The sequence below is a fragment of the Lacrimispora xylanisolvens genome (genome assembly GCF_002934545.1).
In the GTDB taxonomy this organism is placed as follows: domain Bacteria; phylum Bacillota; class Clostridia; order Lachnospirales; family Lachnospiraceae; genus Lacrimispora; species Lacrimispora xylanisolvens.
This window is the reverse complement of record NZ_PTJA01000014.1, coordinates 1-18281: the sequence shown is the minus strand read 5'-3', so window position 1 is coordinate 18281 and position 18281 is coordinate 1. Positions and strand designations below refer to the sequence as shown.

General features: G+C 40.6%; 15 protein-coding genes and 1 pseudogene. All 16 read right to left on the bottom strand.

Features of this window, described 5'->3' with window-relative positions; translation table 11 throughout:
* Positions 1–53: 53 nt before the first annotated feature.
* Positions 54–2396, bottom strand: a complete 2343-nt coding sequence (locus BXY41_RS21445; protein WP_104438929.1) for a helix-turn-helix transcriptional regulator — start codon at positions 2394–2396, stop codon at positions 54–56.
* Positions 2397–2741: 345 nt separating this feature from the next.
* On the bottom strand, positions 2742–3230 hold the full coding sequence (locus BXY41_RS21440) for an HD domain-containing protein (protein ID WP_104438928.1): 489 nt from the start codon (positions 3228–3230) through the stop codon (positions 2742–2744).
* A gap of 84 nt (positions 3231–3314) precedes the next feature.
* Complete coding sequence (gtfA, locus tag BXY41_RS21435) at positions 3315–4733, bottom strand: sucrose phosphorylase (RefSeq protein ID WP_104438927.1); 1419 nt, start codon at positions 4731–4733, stop codon at positions 3315–3317.
* Positions 4734–4748: 15 nt separating this feature from the next.
* On the bottom strand, positions 4749–6392 hold the full coding sequence (locus BXY41_RS21430; protein WP_104438926.1) for a glycoside hydrolase family 32 protein: 1644 nt from the start codon (positions 6390–6392) through the stop codon (positions 4749–4751).
* Between the two features lie 78 nt (positions 6393–6470).
* A complete protein-coding gene (locus tag BXY41_RS21425; protein ID WP_104438925.1) occupies positions 6471–7337 on the bottom strand; it encodes a carbohydrate ABC transporter permease in 867 nt (288 codons plus the stop codon).
* Positions 7337–8218, bottom strand: a complete 882-nt coding sequence (locus tag BXY41_RS21420) for a carbohydrate ABC transporter permease (protein ID WP_104438924.1) — start codon at positions 8216–8218, stop codon at positions 7337–7339. Before BXY41_RS21420 ends, BXY41_RS21425 begins: the two co-directional genes overlap by 1 nt.
* Positions 8219–8240: 22 nt before the next feature.
* Positions 8241–9602, bottom strand: coding sequence for an ABC transporter substrate-binding protein (locus tag BXY41_RS21415; RefSeq protein WP_170072514.1), 1362 nt, complete (start codon positions 9600–9602; stop codon positions 8241–8243).
* 314 nt (positions 9603–9916) lie between these two features.
* Positions 9917–10894, bottom strand: a complete 978-nt coding sequence (locus tag BXY41_RS21410; RefSeq protein WP_104438922.1) for a LacI family DNA-binding transcriptional regulator — start codon at positions 10892–10894, stop codon at positions 9917–9919.
* A 117-nt stretch (positions 10895–11011) separates the two neighbouring features.
* On the bottom strand, positions 11012–12523 hold the full coding sequence (locus tag BXY41_RS21405; RefSeq protein ID WP_104438921.1) for a DUF5605 domain-containing protein: 1512 nt from the start codon (positions 12521–12523) through the stop codon (positions 11012–11014).
* An 18-nt stretch (positions 12524–12541) separates the two neighbouring features.
* Positions 12542–13381 carry a carbohydrate ABC transporter permease gene (locus BXY41_RS21400; RefSeq protein ID WP_104438920.1) on the bottom strand — a complete coding sequence of 280 codons (840 nt, stop codon included), beginning with the start codon at positions 13379–13381 and terminating at the stop codon, positions 12542–12544.
* 12 nt (positions 13382–13393) lie between these two features.
* Entirely contained in the window at positions 13394–14266 is an 873-nt protein-coding gene (locus tag BXY41_RS21395) for a carbohydrate ABC transporter permease (protein WP_104438919.1), read from the bottom strand.
* Between the two features lie 90 nt (positions 14267–14356).
* Entirely contained in the window at positions 14357–15670 is a 1314-nt protein-coding gene (locus tag BXY41_RS21390; RefSeq protein WP_104438918.1) for an ABC transporter substrate-binding protein, read from the bottom strand.
* A gap of 264 nt (positions 15671–15934) precedes the next feature.
* The gene (locus BXY41_RS21385) at positions 15935–16942 is read right to left on the bottom strand and encodes a LacI family DNA-binding transcriptional regulator (RefSeq protein WP_104438917.1); all 1008 of its coding nucleotides are present in this window, start codon (positions 16940–16942) and stop codon (positions 15935–15937) included.
* Positions 16943–17122: 180 nt separating this feature from the next.
* Positions 17123–17335 (bottom strand): hypothetical protein, encoded by a 213-nt coding sequence (locus tag BXY41_RS21380; RefSeq protein ID WP_104438916.1) that lies wholly within the window; start codon positions 17333–17335, stop codon positions 17123–17125.
* A 63-nt stretch (positions 17336–17398) separates the two neighbouring features.
* On the bottom strand, positions 17399–17935 hold the full coding sequence (locus BXY41_RS21375; protein WP_104438915.1) for a flavin reductase family protein: 537 nt from the start codon (positions 17933–17935) through the stop codon (positions 17399–17401).
* A 115-nt stretch (positions 17936–18050) separates the two neighbouring features.
* Positions 18051–18281 (bottom strand): annotated as a pseudogene (locus tag BXY41_RS26860) (anaerobic sulfatase maturase); the annotation flags it as partial.

Below are 18281 nucleotides of genomic sequence, written 5' to 3'. Positions count from 1 at the left end.
TTTTTCCCACTATTCATAATTTAAGAACCCAATGTTTATAAGGCTTTCAGTCCTTATTTTTTTCTGTATTCGGAAGCACTGATTCCCATTACCCTCTTAAAAGCCCTACAGAAAGAGTTAGCCGAACCGTAACCTACATGATCGGAGATTTCACCGATGGACAAATTGGTCTTTTCTAATAATTCCTTTGCCTTTTCAATTCTTACCCCTTCCATGTAGTTAGAAAAGTTAATTCCCAGGGACTGCTTAAATATGCTGGATAAATAGGGTTCACTGATACTGAATATGTCAGCAACACTGGTTAGTGACAGATTTTTGTCACCGTAATTAACATCAATATAGGAAGCAATGGAAGCTGTAATCGCGGAAGTATCCTTAAGCTTCTTTCTGTCGCTGACACCTTTACATACCGTACGGTACAGGTTCAGAGTGAGGGTGAACTGATTCAGCAGTGTTGCATTACTGTTTTCCTCTAATTTGTTATAATAAGTACGGTATTCTGATTCATCAGCCCCAATCCGGCGGATTATACGGAATAACGCTGTCTGCAATTCATTCAAAAGCATATGCTGGAGATAAACCGGCAGATTGTTCTCAATAAAATACTTTTTAATAATATCCTCAAGAGCATCATGGAGCCCCTCACTATCCCCAGCCATTACATAATGCATAAGTTTCAGGGAAAAGTCCTGGGGAGGATAGGAAGGAATATTTACAAAATTATTAATATACCAGATGACGGTATGATCAATCTGCTCCTTCTCATTCTGGAACATATACACTGCATTATTATAGGAATCCTTAAGTTCTGTCAGACTCTCCACTTCATTGCCACCATATACATAGAACTGCTCCGATACATTGGAGGGCATGGCTTCCCTGATTTTTCTAATCTTTCGTTCTGTCTCTTCTTTGAAATACTCACTGTGTTTCTTATCGATACTCATCAGCAGGACTACCTGATCACCGTCAAGGGTGGTATAGAGGCTGTCTGGAAGTATCTCTTTCAATACTTCAATGATGGAAAGGATGCAGGAGTTTATCAGTTTCAGATCATCTTCTACAATTTTATCTATATCCGTATTAAAGCGGAATACAAGGATGCCAAAGACCCTGTCAGTATGAAGCAGTCCAATATTGCGGGCAATTATGGAAACTTCCTCTTCTGTAGTGAAATTGCCGTATAACAACCGGTTTAAAAAAGCATTCCTTAAAAACGGTTTCTGACTTTCAATTACCCTTATCATGTCCGTATTGGTATTTATCAGATGTTTAAAAGTCTCTTTTAAGCTTAAAAAAACTGCCTGATGCCCTTGAAACCGTTCCGTGTTTTGGGAAACTTCTTTCATAATATCATTAATGGGAGTGGCACTTTTCTTGGACATATAATAGCTTAATATGATTCCCACCGTTATTGCAGTAAAAACAAAAACAGCCAGCATGAACATACTGTACACACTCCTGCTGTTGACTGCCACCATCGGCTGCAGCATATAATATTCCAGACCGGATTTATCCGAAGCATACCGGATCACCAGATATTTTTCTTTATTAAGGATTACTGTCTGATTCTCAGGATTCTCATTATGGGTAATGACCATGTCAACTGCTCTGCTCACATCCTCCCGGGATGTCGTTTCCGGTTCACCCTGAGCTTTATAGTAAAGCAGCCTGCCGTGAAAATCTTTTATAAACTGGATACTGTTATCAGCCCGCGCCGGCATTAAGGTTTCTAATACCGTATCTTTAAACATGATCTCTATCCTGCTTTTCCCGTTATAATCCCCATAGATCATAGGCCTTGTATATGCAATCATATTTAGAGAGGGTTTCGTTTTGTATTTATAAGCTTCCATTGGGCTTAATCCATAAATTACTTGATCCTCTTTCATATGCCGGTACCAGTCATCGTAACTTTCATATCTTACCTCATGCAGGTAGAGATCATAGAAATCCTTGTATGTATAGGCAATCTGCTTATTTATTACTGTTTCACTTTTATCAAAAAATATGAAATAGTCAAATATAGACTGATTAATGGCATATAGATCCGGAAGCATTTTGTGTAACTCATAAACCTCATAGGAATTGGGACCTTCGAAAGCGGCAGAAATTCTCTTAAAGGTATTAACACCTGTATTAGATGCAAGACTGTCTCCCAGATAGGAGACTTCATCAAGCATCGTATCCACTAAAACTGCAGCATGTGTCAGCTCTGTTTTCCTCGACTGTATATCGTCGTTGCCAATTACTGAAATCATCCTGATATAATAACCGCTGCATATTAATAAAGGAATAAACAGCACAATAAAATACGTCACCATAAATTGATACAAAATGGTATGGGCCCTGGATTTTTTGAATAATTTAAAAGTTTTTTTTCCATTTTGTTTCATAACAGGTCTCCTTATGGGAAATATTTTTTATGTATGATGCAAATAAAATAAAAAAGGGATGCTGCAAATAAAGTAATAAAGGAGATTGATTTCATGACTGTATCCTAACGCTTTTTTATAGTCAGCCACTTATCACTTATTTCCCGTTACTATAATGCAACAACCCTATTTATTGTTTTAAATTGATAGTGTCAAAACTTTATGTCACAGCATCGTTCATGATATCACCCAGCAGATCTCCATCCGTTTCAACACTATTATTACATAAAATTATAAAAACGTGTATATTCAATCCTTAATTTATCATATACAATTTTTAAGAAATTCATCCCAGCCAGATATTCTTTACATATACATGGTTTCAAACATTCGGATTCCTGGTGATGTTGCAAATATCTTCTTCCTGACATTCTCAACTGCCTCCCGAGACATCCCATCCTCCCATGCATTGACAAGAAAATCAGCTTCCACAAGAATCTGATAATCCTCACCTTCTATATTTTTGTATGTATGATGGTGACCTACCAGCCAGCAGATCCGGTCAATCTCTTCCGGTGAATAATCAAGAGACGCAAGAAGATCTCTTGCAATGGGCGGTCCTTCCAGCTCCTGATAATTGCCTGCGCTGCTGTGATATTTTTCTTCGCTTGCCTTAATACCGATATCATGAACCACACAGGCTGTTTCCAGTACCCGCTGCTTCCTGGCATCAAGCCCTACTTCTTCTCCAATCAGCTTACCAAACTGGTATACTTTCATAAAATGCTGAATCCTCTTTGGATCGCCTTTATAATAATCCATCATCTTTTCAATCACACTGTTTATGGTATTCATCCGTTGAGAGCCCTCCTTATTTATTCTGTATTTATCTTACTGAGGCGGAGGGCATTTGTCAACGCAGAGAACCAGCTTCCTCTTTTAATTATGGCTGATGTCAAATTCAAAACTTTTTAAATCAGCCGTAAGCGCAGCATAATAGGTGCCCCAGGTACGGATGATAGTCAGCTGATAATCCTTTTTAAGCTTCACTTCCATATTTCCCTCCAAAGCAAACGCCGGGTGGGTATTTCTAAAACGCATCAACTCAAAAAGTCGTTTCACAACCGGACGTTCCGTCTCTTTTGCTATTTCTTCCAGGCTGTAATAGTGACGATTAATGTCTCTTCCATTTTTTGTCTTTTCCATCAGTTCAATATCATTGGATCCGGCAAGCAGGCCCACATAATACACCTGTGGAATTCCCGGTGCAAAAAACTGAATGGCTCTTGCCAGCAGATATGCATCATCCCTGTCACCAAGTGCAGAATAATAGGTCGTGTTCACCTGATAAATATCCAGATTGTTGTAAGCCGCTGTATTGTATATCTTTTTTACATTGGCTCCCTTGGTAAACATTTTTTCTTTTGTCTCCTCAATTGCCTCATCGGGCATTAAGTCTCTGGCATCCACAATTCCAATTCCATCATGAGTATCCAGCGTGGTAAACTGCTTTTTCGGAGACATCTCAAGCCATCGTTTCAAATAAACCCCGTTTCCTGTATAAAGCGCATTTAAAACCAGCACAGGAAGTGCAAAATCATAGATCCAGAAGCCCTGTTTAGCAATTTTCATCTGGATGGTATAATGCTCATGGATCTCAGGCAATATATCCACTCCCTTTGAGGACACAACATCCTGAATATCATGAAGCAGCTCCCATATGTCCGGTTCCACAAAAAAACAATTGGTATTTTTCTTTTTTACAGCATAGGCAAATGCATCCAGCCGAATGATGGAGGCCCCATTCTCACACATGCCAGATAAGGATTTACGTATGAATTCCTTCGTTGTTTCTGTCCTTACATCCAGGTCAATCTGTTCCTCACAAAAGGTACACCAGACTTTTTCCACATCCCCGTTTTTAAATGTTACCTCCGTATAGGGTGCCCGTGGCTTTCGTTTGTAGATTAAATCCACCTCTTCTTTGGTTGGTTCTCCCTGATCCCAGAATTCTTTATATCGGATAAACATTTCCTTGTAATCGGAAAGCTCCTTTTTTTCCTCAAAATCCTTAAAATAATCAGAGTTTCTGGAAATATGATTTACCATAAAATCAAACATCAGATAATAATCGTTGCTGATCCTTTTTATATCTTCAAATGTTCCGAATTCTCCATCCACCTGATCATAGCACAGAGGAGCAAAGCCTCTGTCTGCAGAAGAAGGAAAAAAGGGAAGAATGTGCACACCGCCTACTTCATTCTGCAGATAGGTGTGCAGAATTGTATCCAGTTCTTTTAAATTCCTGCCCAGACTGTCCGCATACGTAATTAACATAATCTTATTATTCAGTTCCATTCATCCAGCTCCCATCTATTCACTTATCCTGATTTCCCTTAATACATGAAGTTTTATGTCTCCCATGATCCCGGAATACTCGATCTCCACAGATCCTGAAACGCTGTCACCTTCATTATCAGTCACAGCATATGTCAATCCTTTGCAGGCAAACAATTCAAACACATCCGAATCTGCATAAATTCTTAAATGATGTTCTTTTTCCTCGTTCAATGGTATTCTGTGTGGTCCCACTTTTATTTCACGGCTAGAAAGATCAATCGAAAACAGGGTTCCAAATACAGTCAGCTTTAGACAGGATTCACCTTTCCCCTTTATTTGTCTGGCGTCACTAACAGTCAATTCAATCTCCAGTGCCTGACCCTCACCAGAATAAAGGCTGACAAAACAAGGTGCCAATGCCTCTTCTTTCTCATCCAGAACTTCACTGAATGACTCACTTCTCAGCTTTGCCAGTTCCTTTGCCGGATTGATACAGATCCGGTATCCATCAGTCGTTTTACTAAGCCCCAGTTCTCCAGGCAGGGACAAAATGCCGGCGTAATTCCTATCCTTTTTCACGCTGGTTATCCAGCTAAGCTGCAAAATTCGGTCACCTGTCCCTTTAAAAATCTGCGCTGCATATGGTCTTACAAAGTTTCGGTCAGCTTTGTTCTCCCCATCTGTGATTATTTCATAAAGCTGATATCTGGCAATGGTGTCTCCCTCTTTATTCTTCTCTGCCTGAAAATACTTCCCATTAAAATCTCCCAGACAGTAATATCCATCTGCAGACCACAAAGCCCACTTTTTCACCCCATCCTCTTCACAGGTAAGCGGAAAAAAGTCCGGACATTCCCACATACCCGGTATGATAATTTCCTGTATCTTCTCCCAATGAATCAGATCCTTGGACTGAAAGAAACAGAAGGTATCATCAGAGATATAAAGCACCATAATATAAGAGCCGCTTTCTTCGTGATAAAACACCTTTGGATCTCTGTTTTCCTCATTAATATGAGGCAGAACAGATTCTTCCAGCTTTTTAAGCGTTTTTCCATGATCCGTGCTTACTGCTACTTTCTGAGTGAACTTATGCGCCTTAGACCAGTGGCTGCGTCCACCAGCTGAAGTATAATAATATGCAATTGCCTCCGCCCCCAGTCCCAGGCAATTGTTTTGATCCAAAATAGCTGTCCCGGAAAAAGCTGGTCCCTCTTCATCTGGAAACAGAACATCCTCCGTCTGGGTATAAGACAGGAAATCACCAGTACTGGTATGAGCCCAGTGCATGTTCTCCCACCTGACTCCGTAAGGATTATGCTGATGGTAAATGTGGTAGACTCCATTGTCATAAATCAGCCCATTGGGATCATTGAGCCACCCAAATTCAGGCGCATAATGGATCAGAGGTCTTTTGGAAGGATTTACTGGTTTTTTATCTCTCACCACAATGTTCTCAAACCATGCTTCCTTGTAATCCCCTTCTATGGTCATTGCAGCGCCCTGATACGCCGATGCATCAAACCATGCATAGAAATGTGGTTTCTCTTCTCCGGTTTCAATACACATCTCCTGAATCTTTACGCCATCCATATAAAAAGATACAATGGAATCTTTCGCTCCCGGAGTGATGGGAATCCATAAATATTTTCCTGTAATACGAATTGTCTTTTCCAACCTGCTGCCCTCTCTTTTTGTCTTTCTCCCTGTTAAAAAAGCCCTGTGTTACCGAATATGGAATCACAGGGCTGTCTCCTATGCCTTTACCGCTCCCGCTACAACACCGCTGATAATCTGCTTCTGCAAAATCAGATATATAACAATGACTGGCAGAATGGTCAGCACCAGACCTGCCATGATTTTCCCCAGATCACTGGAATACGTACCATAAAAAGTATAAGTTGATAAGGGCAGCGTATATAATTTCTTTTTTCCCAGTATCAGGCTGGGAAGAAGATAATCATTCCACAGCCATAAGACATCAAGAACAATCAGGGTTGCGGTAGTGGGCTTTAAAAGTGGAAAAACAATCTTAAAAAACAGCTGGTAAGGGGTGCAGCCATCAATAATAGCCGCTTCCTCCAGGGAAATGGGAACCCCGGAACGGATAAACCCATAATAGATAAATATCGCCAGACCCATACCAAATCCGATATTCATGAATATTAAAGTCGACCTCATATTCAGCATTCCAAACATATTCCCATAAATGGATATCAGGGGAATCATAATCGTCTGAAACGGAATTACCATAGCTGCCACAATCAGTGAAAAACTGAATTTCGCAGCAAAGGTTTTGGTTCTTGCAAAGAAGTATGCTGCCATGGAAGCAAACAGGACAATGAAGGCCACACTGACAAAGGTAATTATCAAGGAGTTGCCAAACGCCCTGACATAGTTCATCTCCCGAAACGCCGAACTATAGTTATCAAAGGAAAATCCTTTGGGATCTACCAGCATAAGGGGATTCTTTATAATCGTAATCTTTCTCTTAAACGAATTGATCAGAATCAGGAAAAATGGAATCATGTATAAAATCAGCACAGCTGTTAATAAAACCAGCTTCATAAGGTTCATAAAAACTGCTTTTCTTCCTCCTACCACAGTTCTCCCTTTCGCCATTACGCTTCCACCTCCTTCTTTCTGCTTAAATAATACTGAGTGACAGCCACCACTGCGACCACTGCGAATAGCACCAGCGCCTCTGCCTGACCTAACCCGTACTGTTTGGATTTAAACGCCTTCTGATATACATGGAGAGCCGCCATAATCGTACTTCCATATGGTTCTCCTCCTGTTAAGGATACGTTTAAATCATATACCATAAAGCATCTGGTCAGTGTTAAAAATGTACAGATGGAAAATGACTGGGCCATCATGGGGATTACGATGTGTCTGGTTCTCTGTGTATTGGTACAACCATCAATACTGGCCGCCTCTATTAAATCCTTGGGCACTCCGACAAAGCCTGCAACGTAGATCAGCATCATATATCCGGAATACTGCCATACGGTAACCAGAATTAAAGCAAAGAACGCTTTTATGGGATCCGATAACCAGGAACTTTCAAACAGCGGCGCTGAAATCATCGCTCCAAAAGCAGTAAATGCTTTGGAAAACACAAACTTCCAGATAAATCCTAAAACAATCCCGCCGATTAAGTTTGGTGTAAAAAATCCTGCCCGAAAAAAGTTCTGACCTTTCAGCCCGCCAGTCAGTAAATATGCCAGCGCAAATGCAATCACCTGTACCAGGATTGTACTGATTGCCACGTAAGACAGGGTCAGTAACAATGCATTCCAAAATCCCCCATCCTGAAATACTGCTATGTAGTTGGTGAATCCGATCAGATGCTTTTTTTCTGAAATCCCATCCCAGTTGGTAAAGGTTAAATACACACCATAGATAAATGGAATGATGACTACTGCAAAGAAGAAAAACATTGCCGGACCAGCAAACATCATATATGTTTTTATTTTATTGGACATCGCATTTCTTTCCATAAAAGCGTTCCTTCCCTATCCCCTATTTCTTGGATTTCCAATAGCCTTCCAAGTCAGCTGCAAGACCGGCACGGTCTGTTTTCCCTCCCAGATATTTCTGTACAAAACCACCGCATACGGACCAGTGATCTCCAGGCAGTCCGTTGTACTGATCAAAGGTGAGCCCTGCATCTGCGTAAGCCTTTAATGCCTGCCCCAGCTTATTGTCAGGGGAAGCGTTGAAGGTACTAAAGCATGGGACTGCAAGAATCTGATTTGCCACAATATCCTGAGCTGTCTTATCATAGACCAGCCAGTTTAAAAAGTCTTTCGCTGCCTGGATCTGTTCCGGAGAAGCGTTTTTATCAATCATAATCTGTTTGGAACCAACCGCATTGACCAGAGTGTTGAACTTATCATCCTTTGTATTCTGAACAACAGGAAGCATGCCAAACTCAGAATTGGAATCTGCAAATCCGGATACTACTTCCCATACCCAGTTACCGTTAAACCAGAACGCAACGTCCCCTTCTGCAAAATAGGCATTATCCGTATCGTAATCAGCCGCAAGAGGATCTTTTCCATTGATGTTATATTTCATAAGCACATCAAAGGTATCAAACAGGCTGTTAAATCTTGCGTTATCAGTCAGCTTAGCAGATCCGTCCTTTAACGAACCGATGAGGTCTTCTGCTCCTTTGGAAGTTCCATCCTGTTCTTCATACATAAGTCCCAGATAATGAGCTCCCAGTGACCAGTCTTCTTTGGAGATACAGACTGGTTTTTCCATGCCTGCAGCAACCAGTTCATCGCAGATTGCTTTGAAATCATCAAGGGTTTTTATGGATTTTTCATCAAAATCCCTTCCCAATGTCTTTTCAATGGCGGTTCTGTTAAATAAAAGTCCTCTGCCTTCCAGACTGAATGGGAAGCCATACAGCTTACCGCCCACCTTTACACCGTATTTATCTCCGCCGTCGGCCACCCACTTTTCCCCATCTAACGGGAGGGCCTTTTGTTCTGCCAGTGCAACAATATCATTGCAGTCCATGATGGCAAGTGTAGGAGCATCACCTGCTGCATATCTTTTCTGAATTGCCTCGTAGGGAGAATCTCCCTCTGAAATAGAAGACATCTCCACAGTAACTCCGGTTTTTTTCTTATAATCCTCAAACGCCGGTTCAAAAAATTTCTCCATGCCTGCCTTTGTGTTTAAAATGGTGATGGTGACTCCATTTGCCGCAGCTCCTGCGCTTTGGGATGATTCTGCTTTGCTCCCCTCTGTACTTCCTGCTGCCGTTGTGCCTGCGTCCCCCTCAAGCGTCTTGCTTCCGCTGTTACATCCTGCTGCAGTAAGCATCATAACAGCTGCCAGTCCCAATGAAAGAACCTGATTTCGTTTCATTCCAATACCTCCCTGATATTCTGATTTTCCGCAAAATCTGCTCCCTGATGGAAGCGTATTTACGTATGCTGTAACCTGAGTATATTCCTCTCTGTGCCTCATGTCAACCGCTTGACATATTTTCGTCTTATCTACAAATTTTTAATCTTATTTTTTGTGCATTTTCCCCAAATTTTTATGTGTTATATCTATGATATTTATTTTATTATTTAACTTAAAGCGCTTATTTCATAGATCAATCGCTTATAATAAATTATTCTGCAATCGACGATAAAAAAATGACACTGGCTTTTATGTTCCAGTGTCATTCTTATTTATGTGGAGTTTCTTTTTACTAGTGTAACCGGCAGCTTAAACTGTTCCGGAACTGCTTCATGATCCAGACTTCTTTGTATAAATTCGATTGCCCATTCCGCCATCTCTCTGACCGGCTGTCTGATGGTGGTAATTGTGGGAGTTGTCAGTCTGGCAATATCCACATCGTCAAAACCAACCAGCCGGATCTGTCCGGGTATGGACAGATTCATCTCAGCGCAGATCTGAATGGTCTGGGCAGCAATCAGATCACTGCTGGCAAAGATACCGTCTACGAAAGGATCTTCCTCAATGGCTTTTCTGATGTGCTCATGATAATCCAGAGTATTGTAAATGGTGCTGGTAGCCATCACTTCCCGGTGCCGCACTCCGTGCTTTTCACAGACAGCAATAAATCCTTCCGCTCTGGCATCCGCCGGCATGTTTTCATTTTTAATCCCGCTTAAATGAAGCAGATTCTTACAGCCTGAGGATATTAAATGTTCCGTCGCCAGACAGCCTCCCTGATAGTTGTCACACTGAATTCCCACGGTTCCTGCTTCCAAGTTACGTTCTATGGTAATGACAGGAATGTCTAAATTCTTCATCTCTTCAATATCCACGTTTCGGCTGCACAGTACAATCCCCGATACCCGGTTGCTCTTACACATCTGGATGTATTCCAGTTCCTTTTCATTCTTTGCTTTGGAATTGCACAGCAATATTTTGTAGCCTTTGTTGGCGGCTGCGTTTTCTAAGTTGCTGATGAGCTTGGCAAAATACGGGTGGACAATGTGAGGGACAATAATTCCGATGGTATTGGTTCTTTGCATGGAAAGAGACCGTGCCAGTTCATTGGGCTGATAATTAAGCTCCTTCATAACATCATAAACTTTTTTTCTGGTCTGCTCACTGATATAGCCCCGGTTATTAATGACTCTTGAGACAGTGGTGACCGTAACTTCTGCCCGTTCTGCCACATCTTTAAGGGTTGCCATTGGTCAATCTCCTCCCGCCGTCTTTTATTCTGAAAATAAATTTTGGATTCAGTATACCATATTGCCTGTCTACGGTCTAGTACAATCCCGGAAAATCCAATTCCGCCTCTGTTATCTCTACGCCTGATGTTTTCTGATGCGTATCGCCATATATTCCTTTCCAGGCAGTTCCACTTTAAATTTCCCCTTACATATTCCCCTGTTTTCAATATCCATATCCCATGTATCAATGACTTCCACATCAAATTCTGTTGTGTCATCAAAATAAAATTCCCGGAAGGAAGGTCTGTTAAAACCATAGTAATACAGATAATAGCTGACACGTTCCACAGTTGCGCACACCTCATCCCACGCCTGTTTTAAAGGCGTCAGCCCATACCCCGGCGTTTCTGTTAAGATCTGATAGAGAAACTTCAGCCTGTCAGGGCTTTCCCCGTGTAAGACACCGCCGTGGGACCACCACAGGATGTCGTTTGGATTCATATAAGTCTCTCCATGACCGGCGTATCCCCCTCTTAAGCTGGCTTCCCAGAATCTTCTAACCAGTTCCTTACCGCTTATATTTCCCCAGCCATGCTGGATGTTTCCTTCATAGGCTATTTCATCCAGCACTACCGGCTTTTGATACCTCTCCCTCCATTCATCCACGTATTCCGCCGTCTTATAAACATCCTGCCTCTGTATGCTGCAGTGGGTAATCCATGGTCTGGTATAATCATAAAAAGGCCTGCAGTTATGAATGGATCTCAAATGATTGTATTTGTCCTTCCTGCAAATGATCCCCGCATAACACTCCCAGTCCTCCACAGACTTTTGAGGCATAAGATCATATTCATTGGCAAGTGACCACCAGACATTCCTGTATGCGGAAAACCTGGCAATTACGTAGTTCCAGTATTGTTCGTCCTGTTCTCTGTCCATAAGGCTGAATCCCCACCGATCGTAAGGATGCATAACGATTAAATCCGCTTCTATAGACAAATCTCTCAGCTGTCTGATACATTGTTCAATATGCCGAAAATGATCCGGATTAAAACGGGTATAATCCCACTGATTCCCCTCTGCCCTTCCATTATACTGCATAAAATTTTCACTGGTTAATTTTGTACTGTCGCAAGGCGTTCCTATGTATGGATAAGAGATCGGTTCGTTTAAATTATAATCATAATGTTTCGGCAAAATACAGAAACGAATTTTGTTAAATGCGCTATTCTTAAGAGTTTCAAGAGTCTGTTTTTGTAATTCTTCCGATTGCAGCTCCCATACATAACAGGTCGTTCCAATGGAATAATAGGGAACTCCGTCCTCATAGGCAAAATGATAGGTATTTGCTACATGAACAGGTCCATGATTGTTACCCAAAGCAGGAAGAACCTCAAAGGTTCCTTCCCATGTTTTTTCAGAAAAACTTCCGCTAATCAAAAATTGATAAATTCCTTCAAAGGAAGGCATGAAGCGGACCACATAATTTCCCTCTCCATCGTAAAAGCCATCCACTGTTTTACATTCATGATCGCCGGTAAAGGTCCCCTGGATCTTATAATCCATAAACGGATTCTTATCAGTGTGACCGGGGCAGGTAATTTCCCAGGTATCCCATTTTTCAAGTTTCTGAATAAATTCTGTCATATCAATCTCCTATATTTTTTATGATTTTACTGCTCCCGCCATACCTTCTACAAAATGGCGCTGAAAAACCAGATATACCACCAACACCGGAATCACCGAAACCAGGACTCCAGCACACAGATAACCATAATCTGTTCCATGCTCTCCAACAAACGTCATAATTCCCACTGGAACAGTTTTTTTTGCATTATCATTTATAATAACACTGGCAAGTAAATATTCGTTCCAGGTTGCCAGGAAATCTGTGATAACAAGAGTTGCGACTGCCGGTTTGGAAACAGGCAGAATCACCTTTATAAACAGTTGCCATTTATTGCATCCGTCAAGAAAGGCTGCCTCGTCAATATCCTTTGGAATTCCTTTAAAAAAGCCCCTTAAAATCAGGATTCCATAAGAAATACCAAATCCTATGTACACATAAAACAGTCCAAAATAAGTATTCAGCAGTTTCAGTTTGCTGTAAATTACATTAATTGGTACTAACGCCGTCTGCATTGGCAGCATCATACCGATTAAAAAAAATATAAAAATTCCGGTTTTATGCTTAATGTTAAGCCTCGTTATTGCAAATGCCGCCATAGCTTCTACAAAAATGCCGAGAGGCACCTTTAACCCTGAGACGATGAAATCATTTTTCATATAAACAAGCAGGCGCCCTTTGGTTAATGCATTTGTAAAATTACTCCATGCGATCTCCGCCGGAAGGCGAAACAGGCTTAATCCACTGTAAAAATCTTTTTTGGCTTTTATTGCGGTTAAAAGCAAGGTTAACATTGGTACAATCCAGATGAATGCTAAAATTGTAAGAATTCCATAGAGCCAGATTTTCTTTCCCACTTTTCGTGACTTTCCCTCCATACTAATTCCCCCCTAGTCTTCTTTTGCTGTAAACAGCACATACGGTATGATAACTACCATCATGATAAATACCATTACGCATGCGATGGTTGTCCCAACCCCTACATTATTATACTGAAAGGTCTGGGAATACATATAGGTTGAAAGCATCTGGGTGGCATTGTTTGGCCCACCGCCTGTCAGGCCCTGAATCACATCAAACACTTTTAAAGCCGAGACAATTAATGTTGCGATTACGATTACAAAGCTCTCTTTTAACAGCGGCACAGTAATAAAGAAAAACTGCTTCATTCCGGAAGCTCCGTCAATTCTTGAGGCTTCCAGTACATCTGAGGAGATTGCCTGCAGCCCTGCTAAAAAAAGAATCATGGGCTGACCAACAGCCTGCCACAAAGCAGCAGCAAATATAGCATAAAGACTGACTTTCGGATCGGAAATCCAGCTTTGGGAAAAATCTATTTCTAAAACCTTCATAAGTTGATTCATGAAGCCAAAATTCGGATTGTATATCCATCTCCATATAATAGATACCGCAATTGGAGCAATTACACAAGGGAAATAGAAGAATCCACGAAAAAAAGTACGTCCCCGGAACTGTTTATTTAAAATGACAGCAAATCCCAGTGAAACAGTCATTGTAATTAAAATCGTCAGTGTAATCCAAATAAGATTATTTTTAATTGAAATCAAAAAGATTGGATCTGATTGAAATAAATGTATGTAATTGAAAAATCCAATAAACTCTTTTTTTCCTATTCCATTCCACTTAAATAAACTGATATAGAAGGAATAAAAAACCGGAACAACAATAACCGATAAATAAATAATACCTGCAGGCAGAATAAATAAATATGCGCTCCAATCCCTTTTTTTACTATCTCCCATAATAATCTCTCCTCGAATCCCGTGCGTACAACGTTTTGCTGAAAACGGACAGCTTGTCTTAAAACTGCCCGTTATCATCTTATGAACTTATTATTTAGCCCGATAAGCCTCTATTGCCTCCTGAATTTTAGAGGCTCCGTCTGCAGGTTCCATCTGACCATTCGCAATGGCATCCTGAACATTAAATAAAGCATCTGCTACTTCTGTCGGAAATGCCTGATCTGTAATAGTGAAGGTTCCATTGGCTTCCGCTGCTGCCAGCATATCAGCAACATTCGGCTGACCCTCCGGCATCTTTGCCTCCTTGTTGGGAAGGGGCAGATTATAGTACTCAGCATATTTTTTTACATTTTCCTCATTATAGTAATAATCCATAAACTTCATACAAGCGTCTAACTGAACATCAGTATTTTTCGCATTAAACTGAGTCATCTCAGCAAATGCAGACAACCTGTCAGAACCGCCGGATGGAAATGCAAATGTTCCGTATAAATTCATGTCCTGTTCATCCTGAACAATCACTCCATCGTACCACTGCCCCTGTATATCCATTGCCGCACTCCCTGAAAACAAAGCCATCTTTGTGTCATTGGGGTCTGTTGTAACAAAGCCTTCTGGGAAATAACCTTTCTCACAGAACTCTTTGTACTTTGTTAAAGCTGAAATGACAGCCTCACAATTATAACTGGTGCTGAATGTATTCAATGAATCATGGAGTTCACTCCCTGCGTAATGCTCAATTAATAACTCCACGAATCTCATTACATGCCAGCCGTTAAGACCCGCTGTAGATATGGGCGTAATACCATTTTCTTTTAATTTTGCACAGGCAGCCTCAAATTCTTCAAAAGTTTCCGGTACCTTAATACCATATTTTTCAAAAATATCTTTTCGATAATAAACATCCAATACATTATAGCTTGTGGGATAGCCTGACAATTGTCCGCTTAACTGGCAAAGATTTAATACACCGGAACTAAAACGATCTGCCCACCCATTGTTTTTTGCATACTCTGTCAAATCATAGGAAAGACCGTTTTCCGCGTAAAATCCCCCCAGACTTCCGCCCCAGTTAAACCACATATTAGGTAGCGTTCCGGAAGAAGCAGCCACCTTACAGGCATCCTTGATTCCATCTGTATCATAGTAGGAAACAGTTACTTTCATATCCTTATTGGCAGCATTAAAGGCCTCTGCAATTGGCTCGACCGCATTCTGCCTTGTATTCAGTGTCCAGAATGAAACCTCTGTTACTCCTTCCTTCGAACCTCCTGACTGGCTTTTTGTTTGTTCTGTTTTTGACTCCGATTCCTTCAGTCCGGTTTTACCTGTGCATCCGCCAAGTACCCCGGAAATCACTGTTGCCGTTGCCAGCATGAACGCAATACCCCTTTTTCCTTTCATAAATACCTCCTATTAAACGAATGTGTCCTTTTTAAACATTTAATTTAATCTTTTAAATTAAATATAAACTTACTTTAACACATTACAAACTGGATTTCAAGCATTTTTTGTATTACTTGTATGTATTCAAGGGTATTTTATTATAATTTTTGTAACATATCATATATGAAACATTTTTATTTTATATTTCCTTTTAAACTTTTATATGCAAACATAAACGCCAGGTGTATAATTACACCTGGCGCAATTTAGTATGTTATTTAATTACTTCACGCTGTTTCCCTCTATAAGTCTGCAGTCAGACATCACTTTAAATTTTACAGAAAGATTCTCTGCTATCTCCTTTTGTAACAGAAACGTTGCCATACCCGCTCTGTTTATATGATCTATTTTTATAACAGTCAGCCTGCTATCATATGTGGCATAGTTAGGAACCTCATCCACCCCGATCAGAGAAATATCCTCCGGTATGGAAATTCCCAGCGAATTCATCGCCTTTATCACTCCGATGGAAACCTGATAGTTCTCCATAACAAATGCGTCAGGCAGTGGATTTTCATGCAGATACTGTTTCATTCTTTCAAAAACATCATCAATGGTTCTGCCAATGGGAACCATCATGTCTTTGCTGAATACCAGATCATGAGCAGCCAGTACTGATCGAAAGCCTTCTCTTCTTTGTAAAAAGTTAAAAATCTCCGTTTCATTCGCCAGATACACGATTTTCCTGCAGTTTCTTTTCAGTAAATATTCAACAGCCAGCCTGACCGCAGAAATATTATCAATACATACCCGGTGATGATAATTATCTCCAAAGTCATTATCAGAAATTATCATTGGTTTTTGAATGTTTTTTAAAAGCTCATAATCCTGTTTCTGCATTTCCGTTGCACACAAAATTACTCCTGCAACGCTGCTTATATTACATTCATTGACCACTGCTTCCACAGAATCAGTCAAAACATTAACATAGGTCACCCCCAGAGAATAATCCATTTTCTTTATTTCCCTGTCAAATACTGCCAGGACCTCTGTCCATAAGGAATTATATGCTACTTTTAAATCCCGGTGCATAAATATAACTTTTATGACCTGCTTTTCCTTTCCTATCGCAGAGGCTGTTTCCGCCATTTTATTTTCCAGATACGTTTTATAAGCAAGAATTTCCTGTCTCGTCTGCTCACTGACACCAGGCTTTCCATTTAAGGCCAGCGAAACAGTTGCTTTAGATATTTGTAAATCTCTGGCAATATCCGCTGCTTTTACTTTCATTCTTACAGTCTCCTCCTGGTATGATATAGTTATAGCATAAATCTACTTATCAAGTTTAAACGTTTTCAACATTTCAGTCAATGTATTTGTTTAATTTTTTTCATACTAACACTGAAAACAAAAAGAAGAACCTAGCTTTCATTATGCTAAGTCCTTCTGTGCCTGTATTATGATTTCTCGTCAGTCCTCATTTTTATTTCCAGTTTTGTAATCATCTCTCGCCCAGTTTGGAGCATTGACGGGGCCTGCTTTTTCACTGCTGTTTTTTGCAGCTCCCTGAATTTCAGGAACCATGGCCTGTTCATTCTTTGGACGATGCATTTTTTCGTGATTTTCCGTTCCATGATTTTTGGGATCATAAGGACTTGGTCTTCTCATTCCTGCTTTTGCCATTTTCTTACCTCCTGTGTGACATTAGTTTCTGTAGTCATCAGGAAAATATACGGACAAAAATTTTTATTTCATATTACGGAAACCGCGGCTGACTCCGTCTCCCATATATATAATATCATCAAATGCAGATACGTTCAGTCTTCCTTCCCTGTTTAAGTGTTCTTCTGCTACAAGACGGCCTTTTATTTTTGCCAGAATATTGGTAATTCCTAAATGATTTCCGCTTTCAATTACATCCGTCAGGCTGCATTCAATGGAGATTGGGCATTCTTTGATGACTGGAGCATGGACAACATCAGATGCAACGGGTGTCAGACCGATGCTGTCAAATTTTTTGCACTCTGCTCCTGTTTTGCTGCCGCAAAATTTTACTGCCTCCTCCATGCTGCTGTCTGCAATATTTACCACAAAATCCGACACCTCTTTAATCCGCTTTATGCCATATCCCTTTGAGGAAAAACCCAGCGCCATCATATCCCTTAAGGTGTAGGATGAAGACACAGTTGTTACATTGGGAGTCCCATCTGTATCGTAATAGCTTACAAGTACAACAGGAAATCCATAATACAGTTTTTCATAATTTACATTTACCTTTTTCATGTCTGCCTCCATATCGATTTGTATCATTTTAGTAAGTCAGCTCTTACTTTTCTATGATAGCAAAAAAAGTCCACCCAGGATGTTGCACACGCAACATCTGAATGGAACCTTACATTTAATACCTGGTTGTAAACAGAAAACGGCTTATCTCCTCCATCTGCGCAAAGCAGTTCTCAAATAGCATCCGATAGCTTTCGCAGAAATAATTGTCCTCCATACCATCTCTGCAGCGATAGCATCCGCCGCGGCACAGAGAAAACCAACGGCACTGTCTGCAGTCTTCGGAATGATTCCGGGACCGCTCGATAAATCCAATCTCTGATCTTCGTTCCTGTATTTTCGCCAT